At 51.7% G+C, this 26,267-nt stretch carries 18 protein-coding genes and 1 pseudogene; 7 read left to right on the forward strand and 12 right to left on the reverse strand.

Going from position 1 to position 26,267, the window contains the following annotated elements; all coding sequences use genetic code 11:
• Nucleotides 1-61 precede the first annotated feature (61 nt).
• Nucleotides 62-1,474: an argonaute/piwi family protein gene (locus tag ACR0BU_RS23475; protein WP_480739302.1), complete on the reverse strand. Its 1,413-nt coding sequence runs from the start codon at nucleotides 1,472-1,474 to the stop codon at nucleotides 62-64.
• Nucleotides 1,474-3,237 carry an SIR2 family protein gene (locus tag ACR0BU_RS23480; RefSeq protein WP_480739303.1) on the reverse strand — a complete coding sequence of 588 codons (1,764 nt, stop codon included), beginning with the start codon at nucleotides 3,235-3,237 and terminating at the stop codon, nucleotides 1,474-1,476. Before ACR0BU_RS23480 ends, ACR0BU_RS23475 begins: the two co-directional genes overlap by 1 nt.
• A 472-nt stretch (nucleotides 3,238-3,709) precedes the next feature.
• Here ACR0BU_RS23480 and ACR0BU_RS23485 point away from each other — a divergent pair.
• Nucleotides 3,710-3,841, forward strand: a pseudogene (locus ACR0BU_RS23485) (Ada metal-binding domain-containing protein); the annotation flags it as partial.
• Here ACR0BU_RS23485 and ACR0BU_RS23490 read toward each other — a convergent pair.
• Complete coding sequence (locus ACR0BU_RS23490; RefSeq protein ID WP_480739321.1) at nucleotides 3,787-4,161, reverse strand: hypothetical protein; 375 nt, start codon at nucleotides 4,159-4,161, stop codon at nucleotides 3,787-3,789. The pseudogene ACR0BU_RS23485 and the gene ACR0BU_RS23490 sit on opposite strands and share 55 nt — an antisense overlap.
• 1,923 nt (nucleotides 4,162-6,084) lie before the next feature.
• Here ACR0BU_RS23490 and ACR0BU_RS23495 point away from each other — a divergent pair.
• Nucleotides 6,085-14,370, forward strand: a complete 8,286-nt coding sequence (locus ACR0BU_RS23495; RefSeq protein WP_480739304.1) for a tandem-95 repeat protein — start codon at nucleotides 6,085-6,087, stop codon at nucleotides 14,368-14,370.
• A gap of 170 nt (nucleotides 14,371-14,540) precedes the next feature.
• Here ACR0BU_RS23495 and ACR0BU_RS23500 read toward each other — a convergent pair whose 3' ends face one another.
• Nucleotides 14,541-15,527, reverse strand: coding sequence for a methyltransferase (locus ACR0BU_RS23500; RefSeq protein ID WP_480739306.1), 987 nt, complete (start codon nucleotides 15,525-15,527; stop codon nucleotides 14,541-14,543).
• A gap of 148 nt (nucleotides 15,528-15,675) precedes the next feature.
• Here ACR0BU_RS23500 and ACR0BU_RS23505 point away from each other — a divergent pair, with 148 nt between their 5' ends.
• The gene (locus ACR0BU_RS23505) at nucleotides 15,676-15,957 is read left to right on the forward strand and encodes a hypothetical protein (RefSeq protein WP_298938405.1); all 282 of its coding nucleotides are present in this window, start codon (nucleotides 15,676-15,678) and stop codon (nucleotides 15,955-15,957) included.
• A gap of 21 nt (nucleotides 15,958-15,978) precedes the next feature.
• Here the strand turns inward: ACR0BU_RS23505 and ACR0BU_RS23510 are convergent, their stop codons facing one another.
• Nucleotides 15,979-16,182, reverse strand: a complete 204-nt coding sequence (locus tag ACR0BU_RS23510) for a hypothetical protein (RefSeq protein WP_298938406.1) — start codon at nucleotides 16,180-16,182, stop codon at nucleotides 15,979-15,981.
• A gap of 1,269 nt (nucleotides 16,183-17,451) precedes the next feature.
• Here ACR0BU_RS23510 and ACR0BU_RS23515 point away from each other — a divergent pair.
• Nucleotides 17,452-17,814 (forward strand): methyltransferase, encoded by a 363-nt coding sequence (locus ACR0BU_RS23515; protein WP_480739307.1) that lies wholly within the window; start codon nucleotides 17,452-17,454, stop codon nucleotides 17,812-17,814.
• 533 nt (nucleotides 17,815-18,347) lie between these two features.
• Here the strand turns inward: ACR0BU_RS23515 and ACR0BU_RS23520 are convergent.
• The 6 genes from ACR0BU_RS23520 to ACR0BU_RS23545 form a co-directional block, all read right to left on the reverse strand.
• Nucleotides 18,348-18,707, reverse strand: a complete 360-nt coding sequence (locus ACR0BU_RS23520; protein WP_480739308.1) for a RidA family protein — start codon at nucleotides 18,705-18,707, stop codon at nucleotides 18,348-18,350.
• A gap of 113 nt (nucleotides 18,708-18,820) precedes the next feature.
• Nucleotides 18,821-19,003, reverse strand: coding sequence for a hypothetical protein (locus ACR0BU_RS23525; RefSeq protein WP_480739310.1), 183 nt, complete (start codon nucleotides 19,001-19,003; stop codon nucleotides 18,821-18,823).
• A 210-nt stretch (nucleotides 19,004-19,213) separates the two neighbouring features.
• Nucleotides 19,214-20,503, reverse strand: coding sequence for a glycosyltransferase (locus ACR0BU_RS23530; RefSeq protein ID WP_480755767.1), 1,290 nt, complete (start codon nucleotides 20,501-20,503; stop codon nucleotides 19,214-19,216).
• A gap of 416 nt (nucleotides 20,504-20,919) precedes the next feature.
• On the reverse strand, nucleotides 20,920-21,336 hold the full coding sequence (locus ACR0BU_RS23535; protein WP_480739313.1) for a DUF1284 domain-containing protein: 417 nt from the start codon (nucleotides 21,334-21,336) through the stop codon (nucleotides 20,920-20,922).
• The gene (locus ACR0BU_RS23540) at nucleotides 21,333-21,923 is read right to left on the reverse strand and encodes a biotin transporter BioY (protein WP_480739314.1); all 591 of its coding nucleotides are present in this window, start codon (nucleotides 21,921-21,923) and stop codon (nucleotides 21,333-21,335) included. The genes ACR0BU_RS23535 and ACR0BU_RS23540 overlap by 4 nt, the downstream gene beginning before the upstream one ends.
• Before the next feature lie 90 nt (nucleotides 21,924-22,013).
• Nucleotides 22,014-22,622 carry a GntR family transcriptional regulator gene (locus ACR0BU_RS23545; RefSeq protein WP_299084900.1) on the reverse strand — a complete coding sequence of 203 codons (609 nt, stop codon included), beginning with the start codon at nucleotides 22,620-22,622 and terminating at the stop codon, nucleotides 22,014-22,016.
• 836 nt (nucleotides 22,623-23,458) lie between these two features.
• Between ACR0BU_RS23545 and ACR0BU_RS23550 the strand changes: the two genes are divergently transcribed.
• The gene (locus ACR0BU_RS23550) at nucleotides 23,459-24,034 is read left to right on the forward strand and encodes a hypothetical protein (RefSeq protein WP_480739315.1); all 576 of its coding nucleotides are present in this window, start codon (nucleotides 23,459-23,461) and stop codon (nucleotides 24,032-24,034) included.
• Between the two features lie 70 nt (nucleotides 24,035-24,104).
• On the opposite strand, the gene ACR0BU_RS23555 is transcribed toward ACR0BU_RS23550, so the two are convergent.
• Nucleotides 24,105-24,605, reverse strand: coding sequence for an Lrp/AsnC family transcriptional regulator (locus ACR0BU_RS23555; RefSeq protein ID WP_480739316.1), 501 nt, complete (start codon nucleotides 24,603-24,605; stop codon nucleotides 24,105-24,107).
• Nucleotides 24,606-24,671: 66 nt separating this feature from the next.
• Here ACR0BU_RS23555 and ltaE point away from each other — a divergent pair, with 66 nt between their 5' ends.
• Together ltaE and ACR0BU_RS23565 are read left to right on the forward strand one after the other, a co-directional pair.
• The gene (gene ltaE / locus ACR0BU_RS23560; RefSeq protein WP_480739318.1) at nucleotides 24,672-25,706 is read left to right on the forward strand and encodes a low-specificity L-threonine aldolase; all 1,035 of its coding nucleotides are present in this window, start codon (nucleotides 24,672-24,674) and stop codon (nucleotides 25,704-25,706) included.
• A complete protein-coding gene (locus ACR0BU_RS23565; protein WP_480739319.1) occupies nucleotides 25,696-26,133 on the forward strand; it encodes a hypothetical protein in 438 nt (145 codons plus the stop codon). The genes ltaE and ACR0BU_RS23565 overlap by 11 nt, the downstream gene beginning before the upstream one ends.
• Nucleotides 26,134-26,267 lie beyond the last annotated feature (134 nt).

The raw sequence follows: 26,267 nt of genomic DNA on the forward strand, positions 1-26,267 counted from the left end.
AAGATTGAATGACACACGCTCTAATTGCAAGACTGTTCGGTTGATTTTGTGCCAATATTATTCACATGAAAAACCGGAAATCATAAACACGGTCGACCATGTCTGGGTTCTGCTGAAGAATCTCCGCGAATGCCTTTGAGTATCCGAGTGTTACGGGCAATTTCTTGTAAAGCGTGTTGTTGTTCCAGTCCATCTTGGTTAAACCAAGAACCCCTGAACAGGTATCATGCCACCCCCCTTCACCTGAGTGGCGCCGCAGAAGAACAGGAGATGGTGTCGGTTTGAGGCCACCTTCTTTGTAGACATTGTAGCGTGGGTTATCGACGTGAACTCCTTGCACGCTGCCTTGTGTCCAAAGTAAAGCTTCGTTTTTGCTGAGGGGAACATACATGCCCCGATCTACTGGATATCCATGTGCAGCGAGTGGCGAACCCTCGAAGCGAACACCTTTCCAGTCCGTGCCTTTAACAATTTGTACAAGCTCGACTTCTGTACCATCCCGAAAACTATCAAGTGCGCCAAGAATCTCGTCTTCCTTGAACGGCGTGTTCTTGTGAATTGTCACTTTTTTCGGAATCGCACCTAAGTGGCCGCGCTGGTATATTTCGAGGCTGCGGGTCAACACAGATTGAATTTCGTAGTACGACAGGTAGGGGTTTCGCTGCTGGTCTTGTGTGAATTCTTGCGCATCATAGGCAACAAACTTAAACCCTGTGCCATCTGGGTCAAAGACTTGGCTGCAACATGTACTGTACTGCGTTCCAGTTTCTTTGTCGGTTTTCATGGCATAGCTGATGCCGATGAAAGCCTCATCCACATTAAGACCGGCTAGTTTCCAAGGAATTCCACCGGCTTTTGCATAGATGGCGACACTTAACCCCCACATGACGTTGGCGCGGCATTGTCTTTTGAAGCTGGCTTCCCGAACAATTTGGATGGGAATATTTGAGGGTGCGCAATACGCCTTCAAATAGTCATGGAAGTCGAAATTATCGCCGTCAAAGCAAGCCGCCCAGCTATCTGGAAGGTACACTAGAGCAACATCAAAATTGCTAGCCTGCCTTTGCAAAGTCGCAATGTGTTGGAATAGACCCTGAGCCAATCCAACCTTGTCTCGTTTTTGGGCAAATGTGTCGAGTTCCTGAGGGAACGACAAAATCAAAGCATCATCTTGAGCCGCAATTGGCACTCTAAAGAGAGTGTCGAAACCTGGGTATTCGGGGTAATAGTTTTTTGCTTCTCGCGGGCGAACTGCTCGGTTTAACTCCGCTGTAAGGCCTCGAAGCCGTTCCATATCGGCCTGTGGAGCGATAAGAGCAAAGCGAACAGATGCCGGATATCCAAGCTTTAGCCCATAAGGGCCGTGTTGAATGAGGCCAAGTAGCGGATGCTTATGTTGCCTACCGTCGTTGAATATCAATTCTGGCTCAGCAATACGTGAGTATCCTCCAAGAGCGTTGTCTGATGCAGCCATCACACCAACCTCTTTGCAAAAGCAGTGCGTGTTCCAATCAAAAACTCTGGGTTCTCCGCTTGGCCGCCATCGTCGAAAGCAGATAGTTTAACTTCCGTGTTCCGCTCATTTGTACCTAAAGCAATATGAATCCAAGAATCGAGTAGCGCATTATATGTCTTATTGAAGCGATTGGAGCGGCGCTTATCCAAAATCGGAACAGCATCCCGTCTTGCCCTCGGTGGCCAGACCCAGATATCAGGTTCAATTTGCAACCAAGCCTGCCCATTTTTGACCTCCAAAGAGACGCGTGCAGCTTCTGCCCACCTTACCTGTTCTTGTTGGGAATGGTCTTCGGTAACTTCTGTAAAAAGTCCCGAAATCTTCGCAGAGAAACTTCCTACGACTGACTTTAAGGGATTGAGCTGATCCAAATCATCACTGTGAGGGTCAACAATTAGCCAAGACGCATAGCGGGTCGACCTTGAAAGAAGCGGTTTATCTTTGGCAAGGGCCTTACATAGAGCAGCTTCAATGAACCCTTTTACATGTAGGCTCTCTGGTGCAGTTGGATCGCTAGGCAAATCAACTTCACCAATAGAGGAAATCTCGTTTCCAAAATGTTCCTTTAGTAGTGATAGCCGCCCCCAGCACCATACATCCTCGGCCTTGGTGAAAATGAGATTTCCGTCAGCGTCACGCTGCGACTTGCGGAGATCGGACCAGTCCTTCGGGCTTTTGAAATCTAGTGACAGACAAGTCTTCGGAATTGCTTTGATGGGAAGAGCATTTAAGCGCACCAGCGGGTTTGCAGTTCCGATTGGCGGCATGGGGATAGAAACCGTCGCGGCGCTAGATTTTCTGACTTTGAGGTCAAATTTTGTAGTTTTGTCTTCAATGTTCCGCCAAATGCGCGAAAGCAGTGAATCAAAAGTTTCAACTGGCACGTAGTGGGCGCTAACGCCCTTTTCAGTCGCTTGATCCAGCAAATTTTGAACAGCGGGAAGTGGATGGCTCCCTTTCATGCCAGTCCAGAACAAGCCATGAGGAAAAGGATTCGGCCCGCCGAGTGCGGAACGAAATAGCGCCATGACGCTCTCATCACGGCCACTATATCCGGTGACGACGAACCCAAAGCGGCTACTTGCATTCTCAAGACAACGCGATACGTGCCTGTTTTGGCTTGCGAGATCAGCCGACAAATTCTTCAGACTGTCGTAGCGAAAATCGCCATGAAGCTTGCAATAGATTGGGAATTCTTCATTGTTGAGAGCGTCGATTGCAGAATGAGAACCCTCCAAATGGAATGCGGACAGCGACATAGCTCCAACTTCAGCCACCGCTTTTTCGATCACACTGTCAAAATTGGTGGTGAAAACAGCACGCGTCTTTCCAGATGAAAGCATTGCGCCAAAAACTCGGTGCCCAACGGACAGCGATACTTTTTCTTCCGATAGCTTCGCTTTCAAATATCTACGCTGTAGCTCTCTGTCTTCACCAAAGATTTTTTCAAAACACAGAGAGTATTCTTCATCATCCCAAAGAGGCGGAAACCCTCTAGTCAACAAAAATGATTGGATCTTTTCTTGCACTGGTACCAGCTGCATGTCTTGGCGAGATATCTCTTGATTTTCTTCCCTACAATAATATCGCCTCTTCATGTCCCACAGCAGATCGGTAGCGGTTGGAAGACCTGCTGAACGAGATGAGCCTGCTCCCAGAAACCAAGCGAAGTTTTCCGGGCGTTCACATATTAATGCTGTTAATTGTGCTTGATCGATCAAATTTCTGTTTCTACCGCAATGCTAGTTGGACTCTCGTGAGTGCCAGCATAGATTGTACCCGCCGATGTTTCCACAACAAGATGCGGTAGTATTGGAGGTGGCGAGCCTATTTGATGGTTACTGCCCTCTTCGCTTCATCTAAAGCCGTGGGCCCTTTCACCCATTGCTACTGTTTGCATGGTTTTCGTGCGTTCGCCAATTTTGTGTAATGCTGCGCCATGTTCGAACGACTGCTGCAGAGGAGCTGCGCCGCAGCATGCCGAGCAGTGAGTGAATGTCTCTTATGGGCCGTCCTGATCGGTGCAAGTCGGGCAGATCTGCGGGATGCTGCGGTTGCTCCGATGGCGTCAGTGAGCCCATAGTGCTGAATGCTGCGCTTTGCACCAAGGTCTGCTTGTGCGCCATCTGAATGTTTTGAATAGACGCCTGATCTTCGGCGGCACCGGTTTTTTCCTGTGCTATTTGTGCGGACATGCTGTTCGATCTTCCTAACCACGATACACTCTACAAAGCCCTTTTGGCCCGCGATGCTTCCTATGACGGGCATGTCTACGTCTGCGTGTCTTCAACTGGCGTGTTTTGCCGCCTGGCCGCGGCAAATCCTGTCAAACCATGCAGGAACGCATGCGGCGCGGAACCTTCCTTGATGCCTAACTCTTTGGAATAGTCCCCGATCCCATGCTGCACATCGGCTATTGCGAGGTTGAGAATTGTGCTTGCGAAATCTGCTTTGAAACTGTCGCTGAAGTCCGTGTCGTATACGGCAAGGGGGCGTCGAAAACCGACCTTAACAAGATCGAGATCGCCCACAAACAGGTCGATGAGGTAACCCGAATGATCCTCAGCGACCCGGTCCTCAAGCCGTTCCGGAAACGACGACGTCTGACTGCGATCCGCCCCTTTGATGAACCCAGTGATATCCACTCCTGTCTTTCGCAGAAATATGCATCAAAACCGAGTTTCCACAGAGCCTCAGCGGTCTTCATCTTGGGTTCTACAGCCTGCAGCACCCCCCCAAGGCATAGTAAAAATCTATCAAAAAATAGAAACTCGGAATTGGCGCTTCAGCATAGATCGTGGGATGAAATCGTTATCAAGCACCGCGCGAGTAAGGCGGTATCACGAAGGAAAAAGAGTGCTTTAACATGAACGGTTGGTTTTAGGGATTTGAGTATTTGGAATTGCTGCAATTTCCAGCAATCACAGTGCAGATGATGGAATTGGGTGCCGTTGCTAATCCGCTTTTGAGTTAAACTCAACACCTCGTTGGCCGCTGGGCTTCCCGGCTGAGAAGGAGAGCACTGCATTGCCCCGCAGAAAGACGAGCCGCCAACCCGGACATACAGCGTGTGAGGACCTCTAGGAGGGCAAATTTTCGTTTCCGATGAATTGGCTCAGTTTTTTGAAGGTGAATCCATAACCGGCTGGAAGCTCGTCAAAATTATCAAGGAACCGACGTCTTGTTTTTTTGAACAATAAAGACAGAGGGGTCGTAGCATGACCAGTATCGTAATTGATGACCAGACTTAACGGTGATGGGATTAGTAACACAAAAAAGGTAAGTACTTAACATGAGTTGCGCGAATTCAATTAATCAAGAGTATAGCTGATGAGAATGTCTTTTTCAAAACGAAGGGTCGTCGCGTGCGCATTTGTAATTTTGTTTTTTACAATCGCCCTAATTCGGCTGGACCTTTTTCTTGTTAAGAAAGCGAATTTAGAGCTGCTGCCTACCGGTGTGAATTTCGAGGAGCGCCTGAAGAATGCGTCACTAGATTTTGAGGGTTCACGGAAACAGGAGTGCGAGATTAAAAGCATATACAAATACTATTGGTATCAGACGTGTTTTGTTTTGATGGAAAGCCACGGTTTGAGTGACGGTCCCGTATTTTTATACGTTTACCATAAACCCCTGGCCGTCTCTCGTTTTGCTAACCACGGCAGCGATTCCTATTACTTCAGTGAATCTTATCTTGGGAAGACGTTGAGGGTAATTGATGCCAATCGAACAGTAATCATTTCCAGAGGAATATATGAGGAAATCCACCAATGACCGAAATGAAAACTCTCGCGCAGCTAGCTAAGAATTCCTACTCCACCAGTCACTTTCCCGATTATCCGGAAGGGTGGACTCCGTTGGCGACTTCAACTCAATTGCCAAGTGGTTTTACTGGAAATGCATTCTTTAATGCAGAGAGTAATACTGTTGTAATCGGGTTTGGAGGCACATCAGGAACTGCTGATGTAAAAGCCGATGCAATTATGGCGGTGACTGGCAGTTCTATCCAAGAGGCAGAAGCCGTATCATACGCCAATGGCATGTTGCACCAATTTAACCTGGATGTTGCCTCTGGGCTATATTCACTAAACGGCCCTCTTAACGTCGTCTACGTTGGGCACTCTCTCGGCGGAGTACTAGCTCAGCGCGCGCTAATTAGTAGTGCTGAAGCCAACTCTCAGGCGGTGGTATTTAACTCGCCAGGCTTAGGTGGGTTTTGGGGTAGCGAAGGACTCCAATCTTCTAACCTGCAATACTTTTATTCTGATCCATCAACCTGGAGCCAGCCATCAGGTGAAGGCTTTTTTGGAGAGCTCGTCACTGCTGGTAATGTGCATAATCTTGGTGACCTTTTAAATGACGATGTCCAGTTTTTTCTTGGTGCAGAAGGACACGGTATGGATTCGATCGTGGCGGCACTAGATAATGGTGAAGCATCAATTTCAGCACAAACATGGGGTGCAGATTTGGCTGAAAAACTGCACTCGAATGAGCTCCTGCCACATGAAATTTTACCTCAAGTTCTTGGTGGAGATTATGATATTACGAGATCCACAGTGATAAAATCTATGGTCAACACAGAAGTTGGCCATAGCCCGAATAGTGCGGCATTTAGCCTGGGGACTGCATTTTCTGGGTGGCTTGGCTATCTTCCTGAAAGGGTGATTGATGCCGGCTTGGCATTGCATGGCTTTGCATCTACAGCGATTGAGAACGTTAAGCAAAGTGCTGATTTTTCAACATACACGCCAGTTCAAGATGACACTGGTAATCTGGGTTCGTACTACGATCTCTATTCAAATGCGAGTACATTTTCCTTGAACGTGCCAAAGCTTTCGTTTGGGGACTTGGGACCGTCCAATCCGCTTCCGGACTATAGCTGGGTTGACCCACGGATTAGTTCGGCCTTCAGCCTTATTGGAGGTGCTACGAACCACGTTTCACCTTTGGTGTTCGACCTTGATGGCGACGGCATCGAATTGACGCATGCCTACGACTATAACGTCTATTTCGATATTGATAATGATGGGCATGCCGAACGTGTCGGCTGGGTTGGGCCTGACGATGGCCTTTTGGCGATGGATCACAACGGCAATGGTAATATCGATGATATTACCGAGCTTTATGGCGATGACATCATGCCCGCTTTCGACAAGCTTGCATTGCATGATAGCAATGATGATGGCGTGATCGATGTCAATGATGCTGATTTTGACAACTTCCTTATCTGGCGGGATCTCAATCAGAACGGCCTGACTGAAGATGGTGAGCTTCAGAGTCTGAGCGAAGCCGATATCGTCAGCATCTCCCTGGATGAACAACCGGATTCCCGCTGGATCGAGGAGAACTATATCTCCTCCAATTCCACCTTCAGATGGGCTGGTGGTCAGACAGGGGAGTTGGTGGATGCCCATTTCCTGAACGACAATGCCGACAGTTGGTTCAAGGGCGCCGAGGGCGAGGTCTTTGGGTCCGAGATCGAGATTGATTTTGATGCGCTGGTCCTGCCGCAATCGCGCGGATATGGAGAGTTGGCCGCCTTTCACATTGCCATGTCGAAAGACCCAGAACTGAAGGAAATGATGCGCGATCTCGCCAAGCTCAAACCTTGGGAGATGGATATCGCTTACGATAAGACGGAAGCCTTCCTTTTGCGGTGGGCGGGTGTGGAAGATAATGATCCCGATGCCCGGGCAACAGCTGATGGCTCGAACATCGATGCTCGTCACGTAGACTTTCTGGAAGCAGCCACAGGCATCACCTGGCTACAGCGCGGTTTGACTACCGTGGTTGGCGTGAACGCCTCGATGGGTCCCAAACTTGCCTGGGGTCAGCTTCATTCCATGCTGACTGCCCGGATTCTGGCACAAGGCGCGCTACGTTCGATTTTCGATGAGGTGACCTATGATTTCGTTGCCGACGAACTGGTTCTTGGGACAGATATCGATACGCTGGTGGAGCGGGCAAAAGCGTTTGAGGCATTTACCGGCATAGTGAGTGGATCTACCGAAACATTCTGGCTTTCCTTTGCGGATGTTCTCATCACGGCACAGGATGAGCTTGGCCTGACGGTTGCAGAGATCAACAGTATTGTTTCGGAGGCCTATGGTGAGGAACTGTTCATTGGCCAATTCATAATTGGACCAAACAGTGGCCTTCTCGATGACGAAGCGGCCAACCTTGGTCAAAGCGAAACTCTGGTCCTGTCGACACGCATTGGCGACGACACCGACAATGTGCTGACCGGCCTTGAGCGCAATGACAATTTGCTCGGCAACGATGGCAATGACACACTCCGCGGAGAGGGGGGTGATGACTATCTGCAGGGTGACGGTGGTGATGACCTCATCGAGGGTGGTGATGGCTATGACCGGCTTGAAGGCGGCGAAGGCAACGACACGCTGAAAGGTGGTGCAGACCGGGATATCTTGCGTGGTGGGGACGGTGACGATGTCCTTGAAGGTGGTGAAGGCGGGGACAACCTGTCTGGCGGAGCCGGAGCCGATATCATCGACGGTGGCGAGGGAATTGACCAACTCGACTACAATGAAGGTGGTGACGAAGCCTCTGGCATCTATATTAATCTTGCCACTGGAGAAGCAAAAGGTGGACATGCAGAAGGCGATGTTTTCACCAGCATCGAGGCTGTCAAGGGATCAAATTTCTCCGATGTTCTGGTTGGCGATGACAAACGGAACGTTCTGAACGGTGAAGAAGGTGACGATTACATCTACGGAGGGGATGGCGACGACCTGCTGTTTGGCGCAGGCGGTAATGACAAACTCTTTGGTGAGGACGGCAACGATGTTCTTCAAGGATACTCCGGAGCTGAACACCTGGATGGCGGTGCAGGTAGCGATACCCTTTCTTATGCGCATCCGTTCAACACAGAAGGTGTCGGAGTCGATCTGAAGGCAGGCCGGGGGTTTGCCGGGGCGGAAGGCGATACCTATGCGAACCTTGAGAATATCGTTGGTACCGAAGGTGGCAACGATATCCTCTACGGCGACGACAACGACAATGTAATTGATGCACTTGCCGGGATCGATGTCATCGATGGCCGAGGTGGTAATGATGTAATTTTCAGCCAGCGTGGAACTGACCATATCACCGGTGGAGCGGGCAGTGACCACTATGTCTTCAAATCCTATGCCAAGCTGACTTTCCTGGATGTGGATACGCCGGACGATCCAACCGATACGACACGGACGCTCCAAATCCAGGATCAGGTCGCTGTCATCTATGATTTTGACATCAATGATCCAGCCGAGATCATTGACTTGTCAGACCAGTTGCTTGACGAGGTCATACTGCGGGATTATCCGGATGGAACCCTGATCGAGCTGGATGGCGGCCGTAGCCTCGTTCTGATGGACGTTAATAAATCCGCGCTGACCCCTGCGCAATTTATCTTGCCGGACGGTGTCACCGGACTCACCTTTGGAACCCCAGCAACCACCTCCGGTCTCGACATCACCGGCAGTGCTCTCGATAACATCATGCATGGTGGTTTTGGCGACGACACGTTGAGCGGGGGCGCTGGAAACGACGACATTTATGGATCCTTCGGAAACAATATCCTTGAGGGTGATGCGGGCCATGACTGGCTGGTTGCGGGCAAGGGAACCGATATACTGGATGGTGGCGAAGGCGTCGACATCGCAAGCTTCCTGCTATCCAGTGAAAGCGTTTATGTTGATGCCGCCAACAATACCCTGCTTGGAGGCACTGCGGAAGGAGACACCCTGATTGACATAGAGAAGGTCGATGGGTCGTCCTTCGATGATACGATCATTCTTGGCGGCTCGGTAACGCGGACCGACGGCCATGGTGGGGACGATACACTTACAGCAACGATTGGTGCGACAACGCAGCTTTTGAATGGCGGCAGTGGATCAGATACCTTCGTTATCCTGGATGATGCGGCCGGATATGTTGTTATTACGGATTTCGACTTTGATGATCCAAATGAGAAAATCGATCTGAGTGATTTCGCACTCAGCGGCGAAAAGATCGAGGTCGTTACCGTTCTTGGAAACGCGCCGTATCTCAACATCAACCTTCCGGGTCAAAAAACCATTCAACTGCAAAATATCCCGGAAGGCCGCAGTATTGGTATTGATGATCTCATATTGGCGGATGGAACAACCGGGGCTTCCTTCATTCGACAGGTTCATGGCACGGCTGGTGAAGATACCATTATTGGTTCAGAATTGAATGATGAACTGTTCTACTCTGGTCAGTTAACCGATGGTCTTCAAAGCGGTGATAGTTATGTCACAGGCGCAGGTGATGATACCCTTTACCTGGCACCCAATCACACAGATGAGGTGAAGATAACCCGCAGCGCCGGTGATACTGATACGATTTACAACTACCAGAGCGGTGTGACCCACTATTATGATGTGGATAACGCGATAACAGTTGATGAAAGCAACATCACAACGGTTCCCAGAATATTATCTGTCTCATTTACCAGTCATCTCGTTTCTCTCGATCTGACCGAGTTCACGAATATTCGGAGTATCGATGATATCGCGTCGACTGTTGTCGATGGAGATACACATCTGGATCTCGGAGACGGGCAAACCCTGGTGCTCAAGAACTTCGAGCACGACAAGATCCACATTCAGGGGAGTTCTGTAGGCGCGACACACACCACCTACCAGTTCATCTGGCAGCAATTCGTTCCAGATACGATTACGTTTTATGATGGCACCCTTAACGGGACAGACGGTGCCGATGAACTCATCGGTGGATATGGTGATGACGTTATTGATGGTGGCTGGGGAGACGATTTCCTCGAAGCCGGGGATGGCAATGATGTGCTGACCGGCGGGGATGGCAGTGATGTATTTGTCATCACACAGAATGCGGGAACCAGTGACCGCATTACAGATCTTGAGTTCTGGCGTCCTGGCGAGCGGGTTGATCTCTCGGACTTTACAGCTATTCCCGGTTTCACAACCCTGATGACGCTGGCAACGCAAGTTGTGGATGATGTCGTTCTTGACCTTGGTTCCAGTCAGGAGCTGGTTCTGGAAGGTCTTGCCAAAGCGGATTTGACCGCCGAGAGGTTCATATTTTCCAACGTGGCTCCCACATTATCTGGCCCGGTCGACTTGGGCGAGATTGATGAGGACAACACCCGGACGATTACCGAAGCTGAATTGCTGGCCCATGCGTCTGATGCAGATGGGGATTCTCTGTCGGTCACGTCAGTGTCTGTTGATGCCTCTGTCGGAACGATCGAACTGGTCGCTGATGGACAATGGCTGTTTACACCATTGCCCAATTTGAATGGCGATGATTTCGAGATTTCCTTTACGGTATCTGACGGTGAGAATGAGAGTGAAGGCAATGCAGTTCTTGATTTGCGTTCCACGGAAGATGCGCCGGAAGTCAACAATCCACTTGCGGATCATGCCTCGGATGAAGACGAACCAATCCTTCTGACCCTGCCGGACGATGCCTTTGTGGACTTTGACGGGGATGCGCTGACATTGACCGCCACACAGGAGGATGGATCGGATCTTCCGGACTGGCTGGCTTTTGACGACGCCACTCGCACCTTCAGCGGCACACCGCCTGAGGAGTACAGCGGCACATTTGATCTCAAAGTCACAGCTTCGGATGGCACATCCGATATCTCCGACACATTCACGCTGGAGATTGTGGCGGTCAATGATGTGCCGGTGGTCAGCAGTTCCGTTGATCTGGGCGGGATCGATGAGGACAACAGCCGGACGATTACCGAAGCCGAATTGCTGGCCCATGCATCCGATGCAGATGGGGACCCCCTGTCGGTCACCTCGGTGTCTGTTGATGCCTCGGTCGGAACAATCGAACTGGTCGCTGATGGACAATGGTTATTTACCCCATTGCCCAATTTGAATGGTGATGATTTTGAGATGTCCTTTGTGGTCTCCGATGGAGAAAGTGAAACGCCGGGGACTGCAATCCTCGATCTTTGGTCCAAAGAGGATGCGCCGGAAGTTAAAGTTCCACTTGTGGATCATGCTTTGGATGAAGAGATGCCGGTTCTTCTCACCTTGCCGGACGATACCTTTGCGGACGTTGACGGGGATGCGCTGATCTTGAGTGCGACGCGTGTTGATGGCACCGCACTGCCAGACTGGTTGGTGTTTGATGCGGTTGCGGGGAGTTTCTCGGGGACACCGCCTCAAGACTTCAATGGCATGCTCGATCTCAAGGTCACAGCTTCGGATGGCACATCCGACGTCTCCGATACGTTCACGCTTGAGATCACACCGGTCAATGACGCCCCTGTCGCAGCTGATGATAGTGTTGGCGCGAGTGAATTCCGCGTCAATGAGTTTACCGATGAAGATCAAGATGTCCCAAGTATTACAACCCTCGCCAATGGTAATTTTGTTGTCACCTGGCAGTCCGAAGACAGGCAGCAGGACGATACGTCTCAAACTGCCATAAAGGCCCGTATTTTCGATGCGGATGGCAACGAGATCGTTAGTGAGTTCCAGGTCAACGCGTTTACCGGTAGCTGGCAATTGACCTCGAGTGTGACAGCGCTCGCCAATGGCAATTTCGTCGTCACCTGGCAGTCTCTTGACAGGCAGCAAGGCGATCCGTCTGCTTGGTCAATCAATGCACGTGTTTTCGATGTGGATGGAAACGAGATCGTCAGTGAGTTCCTCGTCAACGAGTTTACCGATAGCTTTCAAGTCAAGCCGAGTGTGACAGCGCTCGCCAACGGCCATTTCGTCATCACTTGGGAGTCTGATGACGGGCAGCAAGGTGATACATCTGGCTATGCCGTCAAGGCGCGTATTTTTGATGCGAATGGTGATGAGGTTGTCAGTGAGTTCCTGGTTAATGAATTTACCGATGACACTCAATTGAACTCGAGTGTTACGGCGCTCGCCAATGGCCATTTTGTCATCACCTGGGAGTCTGAAGACCAGCAGCAAGGCAACACTGATTGGGCCATCAAGGCCCGCATTTTCGATGCGGATGGCAACGAGATCGTCAGTGAGTTCCTGGTCAATGAACTTACCGATTACGATCAGCGGAACCCAAGTGTTACAGCACTGGAAAATGACAATTTCGTCGTCACCTGGCATGCCTATGGCGTGCAGCTGGGTGATCCATCTGGTTATGCTGTCAAGGCGCGTATTTTCGATGCCGATGGCAACGAGATCGTCAGTGAGTTCCTGGTCAATGAATTTACCAATGACTCTCAATGGAACTCGAGCGTTACAGAACTGGCAAATGGCCATTTCGTCGTCACCTGGAACTCTCGTGACGGGCAGCAGGGCGACACCGAAGGTTCTGCCATCAAGGGGCGTATTTTCGACGCGGATGGCAACGAGGTTGTCAGTGAATTCCTGGTCAATGAGTTCACCGAAGGCAATCAAAATACCCCAAGTGTTACAGCACTGGAAAACGGCAATTTTGTCGTCACCTGGCAGTCTCTTGACGGGCAACAAGGCGATACGTCTGATTATGCGATCAAGGCGCGCATTTTCGATGCAAACGGTGTTGCTCAAACTCACACTCCGGTCACGGAAGATGTTGTTACCTTGATTGATACCGCCACGCTTCTGGCCAATGACAGCGATGTCGACGAGGATGTGCTCACGGTGTCAGAGGTCCCTGTCGAAAGCACGCATGGGGCCATCCTGATGCTGAACAGCGACGGGACGATCAGCTATGATCCAAGAGATGCAGAGGCTATTCGGGCTCTGGAGCGGGACCAGACACTTATTGATACCTTCACCTATACGGTCGAGGACGGCAATGGCGGGGAGAGCACCGCAAGTGTTTCAGTCGTTGTGCACGGAACCAATGATGCACCTGTCGCGGGTGATGATGTGGCTCAAAGCCCCACACCGATCACAGAAGATGTTGTCACTTCGATTGATATCGCTGCGCTTCTTACCAATGACAGCGATGTCGAGGGAGATGTGCTCACGGTATCAGAGGTCCCTGCCGAAAGCACGAATGGGGCCACCCTGACGCTGAACAGCAACGGGACGATCAGCTATGATCCAACCGGCGCAGATGCTGCCCAGGCTCTGGCGGAAGGCGAGACCTTAACGGATACATTTACCTATACCGTCGAGGACGGCAATGGCGGCGAAAGCACCGCAACCGTTTCAATCGTCGTCCACGGAAGAAACGAAGCGCCGATCTTTGGCACCGCTGGTGATGATACGCTGTCGGGCAACGCGGGCGATGACCGTCTGGAGGGTGGTAAAGGTAATGACAACATTACCGGTGGTGCGGGTGATGATGTCATCCATACCGGCACCTTTAATAATAGCACCCACAACGGGGGTAATGATACAGCCCGAGGGGGTGACGGCGACGATGTGATCACCGGCTCAAACGGCGCTGATCATCTCTATGGTGACGCGGGAAATGATACGCTGAACGGTGGTTTCGATTGGATCACAGCGGATGTGGATTATCTTTATGGCGGCGAAGGTGATGATCTGTTGATATCGGGCCAGGGTGAAACCCAATCGGATCATCAGCACCGTGGCGATCATCTCTTTGGCGGCGCTGGCAAAGACACGCTGGAAGGAGGGCAAGCCAATGACCGTCTGGAGGGCGGATCGGGAGACGACACCTTCGTCTTTGATCCCGGTTTCGGCGACGATATCATAACCGATTTTGTGGCTGGCGCTGCAACGGATGATGTCATCGAGTTCAGGGGTATCACCAACCTGACATCCTATACGGACGTTCTGAACAGTGCGGCGGATGACGGCACCGACACAACCATCACGTTGGATACGGACAACAGCATTGTCCTGAAGAATGTCGTCGTGTCGGAGCTGTCCTCCGACGACTTCCGGTTTTACGCGTAACGCACACGTTCAATTTTTGCCAAGGCAATCAAGACTTCCCACACTCGCAGGCAACAGCTTTCTCACAGGGAGCATCGACATTCGCACGAATATGACGGCCACAAAGCACCACGTGCAACAACCCGCTGGAGAAGACCAGCCCTCAGATCTCGGGTGGAAACCCGGATTTTCTATGCCTCGGCGACGATCAGACTGGCGGGGCCGGCCAGCGGTACGTGCGCTGTCCTTCGCCACTGTGCTGCTGCCAGCCAACTGTCTATCTCATCAACACTGTAGACGTCGCCCTCACCCGTTGTGATTTGAAACTCGGCGGCCATGAGCGCTGCGAATGGTGGCTGTGTATGCGTGGGATCCGTCCAGAAATCGATCAGCAGCAATTTTGCGCCCTCGACCACGCTCTGGCGAATGCGGCTCAGGAGGGTCAAGTTCCTTTCCGGCGAAAACATATGAACGATGTTGGCGACGATGACCGCATCGTGCCCTTCCGGTATGTCGTCCTCAAAAAGATCACCCTCAACAACGGAGATCCTCTCACTGAAGGGGGTTTTTGCCAGCTGCTGGCGCGCGGCTTGCGCCGTGTGCGGCAGCTCCACCAGCGTACCCGACATGTCCGGTTGCTCGGCAAGGACCGATGTCAAGAATAAACCCATGCCTCCGGCCATATCCAGGACTTTGTTGTGCGCACTGAAATCGTATTTCTGAGCGAGAGCTTGAGCAGATGGCGCTGTCAAGGTGGCGACTCCCATATCGAAGATGTGCCTCTGCTCCGGGCTGAATTCCGGAAACCCAAAGGTCCTGCTGTTACAGCGAATAGATGTCTCCAGTGTCGCCCATTGCGGATAGACAACGGTGTCCCAAAGCTTCAGGACCGGCCGCAGGTCCTTGCCAGCTTGCCCACTCAAAAACGTCGCTGTGAGTAGTGTGTTGTCATACCGGTCCGCAGCCTTCTCAAGAAAATCGATCGCAACGAGGGCATCTGCGATTATCCGGAGGGTCCGGCGTGGTACATCGAGCTGTTTCGCAAGTGTGTCTAACGTCTGGTGACCGCTTGCAATAGCCTCAAACAGTCCGATTCTGCTGGCAACAAAGACACATTTGGTTGCCATATGATTGTTGAGCAGTTGCAGGATCGGTTGAGGTGACATCTCTTGTTCCACGGTTTGGCTCCTTGGATGGGTTTGCGCAAAATGGCTACCCTAAAAAACGGCAACAACGCGCGCAAGCTTAGTTAACTCAACCCCCAACATACGCGATGTCTGGACCCGGGACGCGTATTTCCTCGGCCGCCTGACCAAGCCGGACCTGGTGCTGATACTGCGCGCCATTGGGCTCAAGTCAGAAGCGCCGGTCTATGCGGATGGCAAGAAGTTCAAACAGGTCGAATACTTGGGCAAGCTTTTCGCGGAATCTTTAGCCACGCTGACCCCGAGCCAGCTCGAAGCCGTCATGATCTGGGCGCCGGATCTGATGGCACGATACGCTGATCGAAGAGGGAAGAGTCGGGAGACAGCGCCGACGACGTGGCCATCGCAGCTGAGTAAACAGCAGTATTGCAAGCCGTCCGATACTTTGGCGGCTTGTTTTTAGGGATTTCAATTTGCACCTCCATTAGAAACCAGGTGATAGCTGTTCGATTGCTTTGGTTAAACCTCTGACCGCGCGAGCTTCCCGCTCAATCATATCGTCAATTTTGAGACCATCAGGTAAGCTCTTCCACCCCCAGCCGTAAGCTTTCCATCGAGTAAGTCTATCCAAGTGATCCTGACTGTCGTCGCGGATCTTCGACAACCTCTCGACCAAATCATCACTCATTGCTGGTACCCTTCTTGGAGCGAGACTCCGCAGAAGTTCGTTTAGCTCGTTTTGGCAAGAAATTGTATGTGGTGCCAAATGCTAAAACTGCAGACGTAACGATCAAAAACCCTTTCAACGCGTCATTGACTGTAAGAGTATGGATCAGCGGGCCCAAGTACACCCAGGCAACAATCCAAGCGACGACGCCGGCAAGAAACGGAAGGCTGTGTTTTCGGATCAAGAGTTAACTCCATTCTTGGAAGTTAGCTCGGCCAGTCTTTCGCGCTCGGCTTGTTCGTCCCATTCCTCCTGCTCGTCGGCATCTTGAAAGCCATGCCACAGAGTCCAAAGTTTCGCCCGCTCGTCGGCTAATTCTGCGGATTTGTCACTTGAATCTACGGGCATCAATCTGCATCTCTTCCAGTACCTATGGCACCGCTCTACTTGCGGCTGACAATCAACGATGCCGACACCCAAATCGTAAGCCCGGGTTGCTGCATAAAGAAGTGTCGAGATGCTATTTTTTAATAGGCTCCAGCTATGGTTGGCCGTGTAGAAAGTGACCTGTGTAGGCGGTTTCTGCTTAGCAAGCGGTAAATGTGTGACCGCCCGTTTAATTCAGAGCACCGAGTGTATGGAGTCTACCCCAAGACTAGGCCGTATTGGCAAAATGAAAGCCTAACAGATGCAAGTCTCATTATAGTTAGGGTCTATTCAAGTATAGGATTGGAGTATTTCACAATACAGCATCCTGGCTTTAATGTTGGACAAAAGACGATTTGATTGGTCGCATTTGCGGGCAGCCATAATACAGATCTTTGGAACGTGAGGCAGAGCAAAGAAGCAATGGTTTCTACGCCGTTGCTTCTTTCGCATGAGTCGGTTTGTTTCCTAAGTGTCAGATTTACCAGCCAACTGATCACCTGAAAGCTGTGTGGAATGCGCATTGAAGTTGCCTTTTTTGAAATCACATTCACCGCGGATCGCGCAGGTAAAATAAAGCACATTGTCAAACGACCCTGTGAAGAGACCGCGTTGGATCGGATCAGGGCCGCTTACCCTGGCCAAACCCTCGCGATCCATAACATCCGGAAACACGTTTGGGTGCGTGATACCAATTCCAATGATCCCGAGCGGCTGAAGGCCGCTCTCAAAAAAACCAAAAAGTAAAAGAAGACTTCATCTTCTGCCAGTCTTCGCTCTTGAAAAAAGGCAGAATCCAATGCTTCCCACTGGAAAATCCACGAGCGGATCGCAACCCTGAACCCCAAATTCAGAACCACACCCTTGATACCCTCGGCTGGGACCGGATACCTGGCGGTCATGACAGCGGGGCAGGGGGCGAAGCTGCTGCTCAACGAGTTAGATCCGCAACGGCGGGTGCTGTTGCAGGCGGTAAGTACTCAGACGGTCACAGATCACGATGCCGAAATTATTGCTGATCTGATCGATGAAGGAGCGGCAGCGAGCGTTGTGGTGATGAACCCGCCTTTTGCATCGAGTACCACCCGGTCCGATCCGACCATCGCCGCGCGGCATGTGCTGTCGGCCGTAAAAGCATTGCACACGGTAGCGAAACCTACCTGCAGGAAGAAAACTCAACCAGTGCTGTGCACCCGGGGGTTGCAAACAAGATTCAAACGTTCCTAGGCGTCCTGATCACTATCTCAATCAAACAAAATTCTGAAACGCTAGAGCGTGTATTGGATGCGATACGCGATATTCACCATTATGAGGAGCCTCTCATCTTTATCAAAGATTTCTGGGCCAGTCGCGCCCGCTAAGACTCACACAATTCGAACCCCAACCGCTGGTGGAACCGGAAAAAAGCCAGCGTCGATACCTGACAATAAGACGAATGCAATGGATTCTGGTGATGATCTTCAATCCACCGTGGTGAAGTGCGAAGCCGCCATTCAGGCAGGACGCATCATCGCGCAATATGGGCTCGCAATTGGTAGAATGAGCCCAGAGTACCGGGGTCGAACCACTTCAATTCTATTCGCAAACAGTGCTGTCAGACTTTCGCTCCCATATGTTTTCGGCCACTCAACATCTTAATGGTCGTTGGCATTCTAATTCACAGTGGGATCACATTTTGAACCAAACTTGGAAGCCCATGTGGTCACTGCCAGATGACTGCTTAGAGCCCGAAGTTTCAGATGCCGCGTCTTTAACGAATGTTAGCTCTCGGATTGTGCCGCGATTACTGTAATCTCCAGCAGTGTCACGTCATCACCCAAGTCAGCGCCAACACAGACCCTTTGAGGCCAGTTTTTTTCTGACCCTATCCACTCGCACCATACTGAGTCCATTTCGGCTTTCATGGACATGTCGCTCAAAAAGATCGTGGCCTGAAGCAGCGCATCTTTCCCGCTGCCGACCTCGGATAGCTTAGTTTCCAAAAAGCGCAGGGTGTTGCGTGTTTGGTCAACGATTCCATGCGCCGCGTCGGGATCGTATGCCACCACGAATGCCGTACCATTGAAAGCGACCGCATCACTTCGCCCCCTTGCGCTGCTCAGGATTCGTTTGATGTTCATCTTTATCGTCCGACCTACCACCAGCGGAGTTTTCATTATTCATAGCAGACATTGCTCTCTAGGAAGCATCAGGCCGTCAATCCCGCTCTGCGATTGCTCCAAGGGCAGCATTTTCATGCCGTTGTCAGAAACGCAACGCGTATGGCTTCTTTCATAGCAGCCTGCGGCTCGGTCTCTGCGGATCCGCTTCCCGCCATGACCAACTTGGAAGCAGGCGTCGATCCGAACCCGAGGATATCGCCCGCAACGGCCAGGTCGGAATGCAGTGACGAGCGCCCCAACAAGCCCACAGCCATCCCCGCTTCGACTGCTGCATCACTCCTGAAACGCTCTGGCTGGAATAGGCGATGCGGTAAGGCATTGCGCGCGCTTCAAGGGATGCAATCGCAACATCGCGCCACCAACACGCATGATCGAAGAGCGCCACCGGTTGGCCAGCTTTGACACAAAGAGGCTGGGGGCAATTTCTATTGAGAGCCCAAAGTGCTGGATGCTGCGACTTGTGTCTAGTACCGCTTGTAGGCTTGAAGCCGCTTTTCGATCTCGGAAACTGCGACGGCGGTTCCATCCTCGCTCTCTAGGTCGGCGGCTAGGTGTTGGGCTTGGACTTTGATGGCAGGATCGCAAATTGCCGTGGTTATTGATGCAGCAAGGCTCTCTGGCGTTAACCGCTTGCGCGGGATCGGCGGAGCACCGACACCCAGAGCGAGGCTCCGCTCGGCCCATCCGGGCTGGTCCCCGAAAAACGGGCAGATCACAGAAGGCACTCCCGCCCGAAAGCCCGCCGCTGTTGTTCCCGCGCCACCATGGTGGACCACTGCGGCCATCCGGGGAAAAAGCCAGTTATGCGGCACATCCCCTATGACGATGATGTCTTCGGATTCAGCCGCAAGCCCGGCCCACCCTGATCCGACAACACCACGAACACCGGCCAGCCTAACTGCGTCTAATACAAGGCGGCCGAGTGCTTCGGGGTCACGCGTTGTCATACTGCCGAACCCGACATAGACAGATGGTTTGCCCACCTTCAGAAATTCCTCTAGCGCCCTTGGGGGTTTGTAGTCCGGATCAAGGGGGAGCCACCAATAGCCAGTCATCAGTGCATGTGCAGGCCAATCACCCGGTTGACTGACCACGAGGGGGCTTATGGCATGAAGCACCTCAAAGACGCTCATACCGGGTGGCATTAGTACATCGCGGGCGCGACGGACGGGCGCAAGACCGAGTTCCTCGCTTCTGAACCGGTTTACGGATTGCCTGAAAGCCCCGTAGGACATCGCGACCAGGCGATAGGTCGCGCGGTTGTATCCTGGGATCGGCACACGTGGCAGCCCTGTCGCCGGAAAGACGGAGGTTGGCACGATCATCGGCTGCAGCACGGTAAGCATCGCCGGAATGCTGAGGGCTTCGGCCATGTGCGGCCCTGCAATGACCTTGGGATGATAGAGAATCAGATCCGGTTTGGTCTTTTGGGCTGCGGTCCATGCGTCGGTGCAGAGTCGCGCGTTGATCAGTCCCGATTTCCGGGCGAGCCGGATCCCGGCGGCAACACGGCTTAAGAGCGATGAGCCACCCTCCAGCATCGTCTTGCCATCGTCAGAATGGACCACATCGAGTGAAGCGTTCGTAAGCGGTGCGTAATCCAGACCGAAAGAGGCGATCCAGGGTCCGAATTGCTCGGCTGTTGCGAGAGTAGCTTTGTGACCTCGTTCTTTGAGCCGAAGCGCGAGTGCAACAAATGGCTCGACGTCTCCGCGCGTGCCATAAGTCAAGATGAGGATATTGGCGGGGTGCATACAACCGGCTAACACAGGTTTTCGGATGTGGCTACCGCGCGGAAACAGTCTTTGTAAGCCCGCGACCGGTGTCCGCTCCGTCCGCACTTTTTCACCTGATTTTAAGTGTTCGGGTTGCGCGGCTAGCGACTTGCTACACGAGCGAAGCCTCAAACTGCGGTGAAGGTCTCGAAAGGGCTCATCCTAGCAATTCGGGCTTCTTGAGGCGAAGGTCCGGAGCGAGACCAAGGTGATGATGCTGCGGTTAGCTCGAATGTCCTACTTCAGAAGAAGAGCAATCGATCCTCAACAAAGGCTTAGGTTTTGAATAGTGTTTTTGACGGCCACAATCGAGGTAGTTCAGGCATTTTCCAAAATGGAAGTTTTTGTGCCGGTGCACGTTCGACCTCCCTTCAAACACGTAAACGCAAGGGTGGTCAAACGAATGTATCTTTGTAACCATCTACAGAAATGCTGGTGCAAAGATCTCCCCATTGGCAATCGATGCAGGCGGCCCGAACCTGATCTTGTGTGAACGCTGCCCGAAGTCGTTTCAAGGAAGGTTTATCCAAACAGAGCTTTGCGCCGGGATGTATCGGAACTTGTAATATCCTGCCCACATCCTTCGCAGCTTGCAGGTCTCGATTGTGAACGCTTTCGTCACAACAATGCACGTTTTCTTCTGCGAAGCGCGGGGCACAGATTTCATCTGGTCCTTCTACAATTTCGATATTCTCTCCCGCAGAAATCCGCCCCGCAATCACAGTCATGTTGTCGGTGAAAGCGGGGCTGTACCCCTTACCAATATAGGTAAGAATGCAAAGAAGATGGTGAGTACGCAGGCGGACTGTCATACGGCAGTACGTTTGATATCACGCATCAGCAGTTTAAGTGTCATCGCTCCGAGGCCGGACTTGAGGACCCCACCAAATACAAAGGGAACGACACCAACCATAATTGCCTGTTCTGCGCCGATCAGCACTGCAAGCCATGTGGCACCTAGGATCAGACAGATCGCGTTGCCGATAAACATTGCAAGAAACGACAACCAGATGCGCTGGCCATTCCAGCCTCGTGCCGTCAACCATCCGACAATCATGCCCGCGACGGGGAAGGCAAAGAGATACCCGCCGGTCGGACCTACGAAATGGTGAGTTCCAGCGGCTCCCCCAGCCAACACCGGCAGCCCGAGGGCACCCTCTATCAACCACGTTACAATCGTGACACCACCTAAACGCCATCCATACAGAGCGCCTACGAGCGTAACCGCAAATGTTTGCATCGTGATCGGAACAGGTATCATTGGAACTTCGATATAGGACGACAGGGTGAGTAAAAGGGTGCCGAAAACGACGGCAGCCATTTTCCACGGCAGCGTAAAGCTTCGCATATCGAGCGCTCTGTGAGTATTGCCAGCGGCTGAAGTTGTAGACGAAGTCATTTGGATGCTCCCTGAGTATTATCTATTAAATTTAAGCTACGAATCAGAAGCTATGTAAACTATAGATAATTCATGAAAGCAAACCAGAATTCATCCGCGGGAGAGGTGCCGCCTTAAGATGGTAGATGCGGTATTTGCTTCCCGCCGCTCCATGGCGTGAAGGATCGCCACATGATCGTTGTCCGACGTGCTGAGCCATGTTTCACGCCATCTTGCATGAAATCTCTGCGCGGAAAGGCGCTGAAGCTGCTCGATACGTCCCAGTAGAAGTGGCCGCCCACAGGGCTTTAGAATTTCCAGGTGAAACTGCCGGTTGGCTTTCTCCCAAGAAATGGGATCTTTGGCATGATCGCAAGCAAGCCGATAGATCTCCATTTCCTGCAGGTCCGTTGGCGTAACATTGGCGACAGCTTTTTCCAAAGCCAGTGGTTCCAACGCAAGTCTCATCTCTAGGATGTCGTCGAGATCTTCGGCACTTAAAGAAAACGCTCTAACACCGCGCTTTGGGACAAAGGTGGCAAGTTCCATCTGCACAAGGCGCTGAAGCGCCTCTCGAGCAGGGACGTGACTGCACTTGAATCGTGCGGCTACACGATCCTGCGCAAGTCGAGCACCCTGAGCAATGTCGCCCCTGATGATTTCTTCTGCGAGGACGTCAGCAATAACTGCAGGTTTTATAGATAAATCAGACATAGCCATGGTCTACCCTTAAGCTGATCATCGGAAAAGGCCGTTGTTTCTGAAAATTGGCGGCCAAAACACGTCGCTGATGGTTGCTGTATCTGCGCGCCTTGCCAAAAATGACCGCTTGATGAAGTGTTCATAAAACCGGCCATTTGTTCATGTGCAGCGAAGGTCTAAAAAGTCCCACACTTCCGCCATTTCCCACCTGATTTTGAATGCCTGGAATGTGCGGTTTGCGACTTGCTGCACGAGCAAGCCTCAAAGTCAAGTGAAGGTCTGGTAGAGGCTCATTCTACCAATTCGGCCTGACCGAATTTAGGATTACCAGGTATCGTTTCGGTGCGCTCCGGTGGTGAGGGTACCGCCTTTTTTGCTGTAGGTTATCCCGACCAAGTTCCGTGCGACACGCTCAACTGAAAGTAACGACGGTTCCATCGTAATGCTCAAGAGCTTGACTGCGAGTTTGCGGGTACTGGCCGCAATGGCCTTCTGCTCTATCCCATGCTTCGCGAAATGGTGTTTGTATATTGCCTGGGACTCTGGCTTGCGCCAGATACATTTCCATTCCGCCTAAACGAGAATGCCGCAACATTCCGTTTTGTTGTGATGAACCATAGGCCGAAACGGTAAGTAGAGCTGCGATAGTTGTTAGCTATACCACAATAGTACATCAGTATTGGTCTTCGAGCTCATTATGGCCGAAATCTATTGAGACTCCCTCGGGCACAAAACGCATACGTTGCGATTAAGAAATGGATTTCGCCAGACTCTCTCGGACCACACGATTGCGCTTAGGCAGATTTCGGCTTGCGTTCTGGGCAGGTTTGGGTTTGGCAACGCTAGCACTCACAATGGCTACGCTTTGGCCGCTGCACGCTTCAGCTGTCAGTCATGAAGGCGGGCCAATTGAAACGATTTCCGCCGCTGCACTTTTTGCGGCAGGGATGGCCGCATTGTATCGGTTTCCCGGGGTCAACCGGATGTACATCGGACTAGTCTGTCTGCTCTTGGCAGAACGAGAGCTGGAAGCCGATATTTATCCGATGGGCAGCACTCTCTATTGGGTACTAAGCACCTTTGACACATTGCTTGATATAGCGGTTTTGCGGGTTGCGTTAGGGCTTTTAGTCATTGGTGGATTTATTCGGCACGGGATACCCAATGTACTGCGGGCCCTGAAGCTTCGCGCGCCTTTCCTGCTGGTGTTCGTACTCGCAGGTCTGTCAGCATGCGTTGCCCAAGTGTTGGAAGAGGTGTCCGGTATTTACGCTGCTGATCTGTCGCATGCCATGATGGTTCGTGTATTTGTTTTGGAAGAAATGCTTGAGATGTTTTTTTCGATTGGCGTGTTGGTGGCTGTCTTGATCGGATGGCCAAAAACGTATTTTCAGGAGGCGCTTAGCAGGACGCGTCGCAAACTTTTATGAACCGAAGTTGTTAGGGTCAGGATGCATTGATTTTGTTGCGCTGCGAGCCTATGCTTGTCTGCTCTAGCGTCTATAGCGCCAAATCGAATTTGTGCTGTTCCAGAACAAACAGAGATTGATACTGAAGCACATTTTCATCTCCGGCAAACAGCCTCAGGCTCAATTCTTGAAACTCTTCCATATCTGTCAAGTTCATCATGATGACCGTGTCCGTTTCGCCTGAGACCGAATAGATTTGAGAGATCGCCGTCTCGGTTTTCATGTCGGCCAGCCATTGCTTTCGAGCGGTAACACTGTGGTCAGCCAGCTTGACCGTGACAATCGCCTTGAGAGGTCGACCCATTTTCTTGGCATTAGTGAGAACGATCACACCTGTGATGATACCCTTTTCCTTGAGTTGACGAACACGCCGAAGGCAGCTTGACGGTGCCAAACCAACTAGGTCGGCTAGGTCGTTGTTCGCTATAGATGCGTCTCTTTGAAGTTGGCTAAGTATCCTGCGGTCAATGCGATCCATGGAAGCCTGCTTATTTATTGCTTGCCTATGCAATCCAATTGCAAAACTTCGCAAATTTCAATCACCTATTTCATTTGATATCGGGCAGGTTGGGCTCAAATCACCAAAGGCCCTGACGACATGGAACAGAAACTCGAACTAGACTTTAGAAGCGATACAGTCACCAGACCCTGCTTGCCAATGCGCGATGCCATGGCCAAAGCCGAGGTGGGCGATGATTACTACCATGATGATCCGACGGTTCAGGAACTGGAGCGTTTTGCGGCTGATCACTTTGGAAAAGAGGCGGCTCTCCTCACGCCCTCCGGCACACAATCCAACCTGATTGCCGTCATGTCTCACTGCCAGCGCGGTGAGGCCTATATCGTGGGCGACCGTTCTCATTCCTATCTGCGCGAGTTGGGAGGTGCGGCCATGGTTGCCGGGGTGCAGCCGCAAGTTGTCCAGAACCAGGACGATGGCACATTGAGACTGGAAGACATCGGATCTTCCCTTTTCCCGGCCTCTATCCTGTTTGCGCCAGTTCGGCTGATTGCGGTCGAGAATACCATCGACGGCAAGGTTCTACCGTTAGACTATTTGAACAGTGTTTCGGAACTGGCGACAGAGCGTGATCTGAAAATCCACATGGACGGCGCACGCATTTTTAATGCTGCATCCGCGCTAGGCTGCCCGGTCTCGAAAATCGCAAGCTACTGCGACACACTCAGTTTTTGCCTCTCCAAAGGGCTTGGCGCACCAATTGGGTCAGTCCTTGTTGGATCTGCAGAGGTGATCGATACAGCGCGCAGGCATCGGCAGATGCTGGGCGGCGGAATGCGGCAAGCCGGGATCGTTGCTGCAGCGGGCCTGTATGCAATGCAGAATAATGTCTTACGATTAAAGGCTGATCATGTACGCGCAACAGAGCTTGCCGCAGCTCTGTCACGCGTTCCAGGCCTCACAGTTGAAACGCCTCAAACCAACATGGTGTTCTGTGATGTGGAAGCGTGTGTTCAGGGCAAGTTTTCAGAATTTCTGGAAGAGGCCGGAATTCGTATCTCCGGCAACCTAAAACGGCAACGTTGGGTCACGCATCTCGGAATTGATGATACGGCTTTGGCCTCCACTGTGAAACTCCTCGCCCAAATGCAGGAGACCTGCAATGCAAGCTGAATCACTGGATCAGGTCAAAGTTAGCGCGTGTCGACTGGAACCGGTCTGGATAATCCATGTGGAGCTCGGCCCGGAAGATGATGATCGTATCCGATTGGCTCTCTGCGAAGAACTGCGATTGGCATACGGCGACTATGATCATGTTTCCTTTGAAACAGCCATCGGAACGCAGTTCTTTCGAGGCGCTGAGGGCACCGCCAGCGGGCCTATGGAGGCCGCGACGAGCAGACAAGTCCGAGTGCTGTCATTTTCAATCACGAAGGACAGGCATTTGTTGGACGCTGCGATGAGCGTTATTCATCCTCTTCACTCTTATGAAGAACCTGTGATCTACGTTCAGGATGCTTTTGCGAGCCGCTCAATCCCTGAAAGCCGCGAAAACGAAAACAAATGGTGGATGAATATCAAAGAACCGGTCATTCGTTGAAGATGTAGCATCGGTTGAAATGGGCTCATCGCGGGCATTCTTTGCATCCTTAACGAATGGCGGGTTTTGGGGTCCAGAATGTCCGGTCCTGTGATGTGACCCGGCAGCTATGCAGGACGTTGCTGCCGTTAGCT

It is taken from the genome of Ruegeria sp. CK2 (assembly GCF_056536585.1).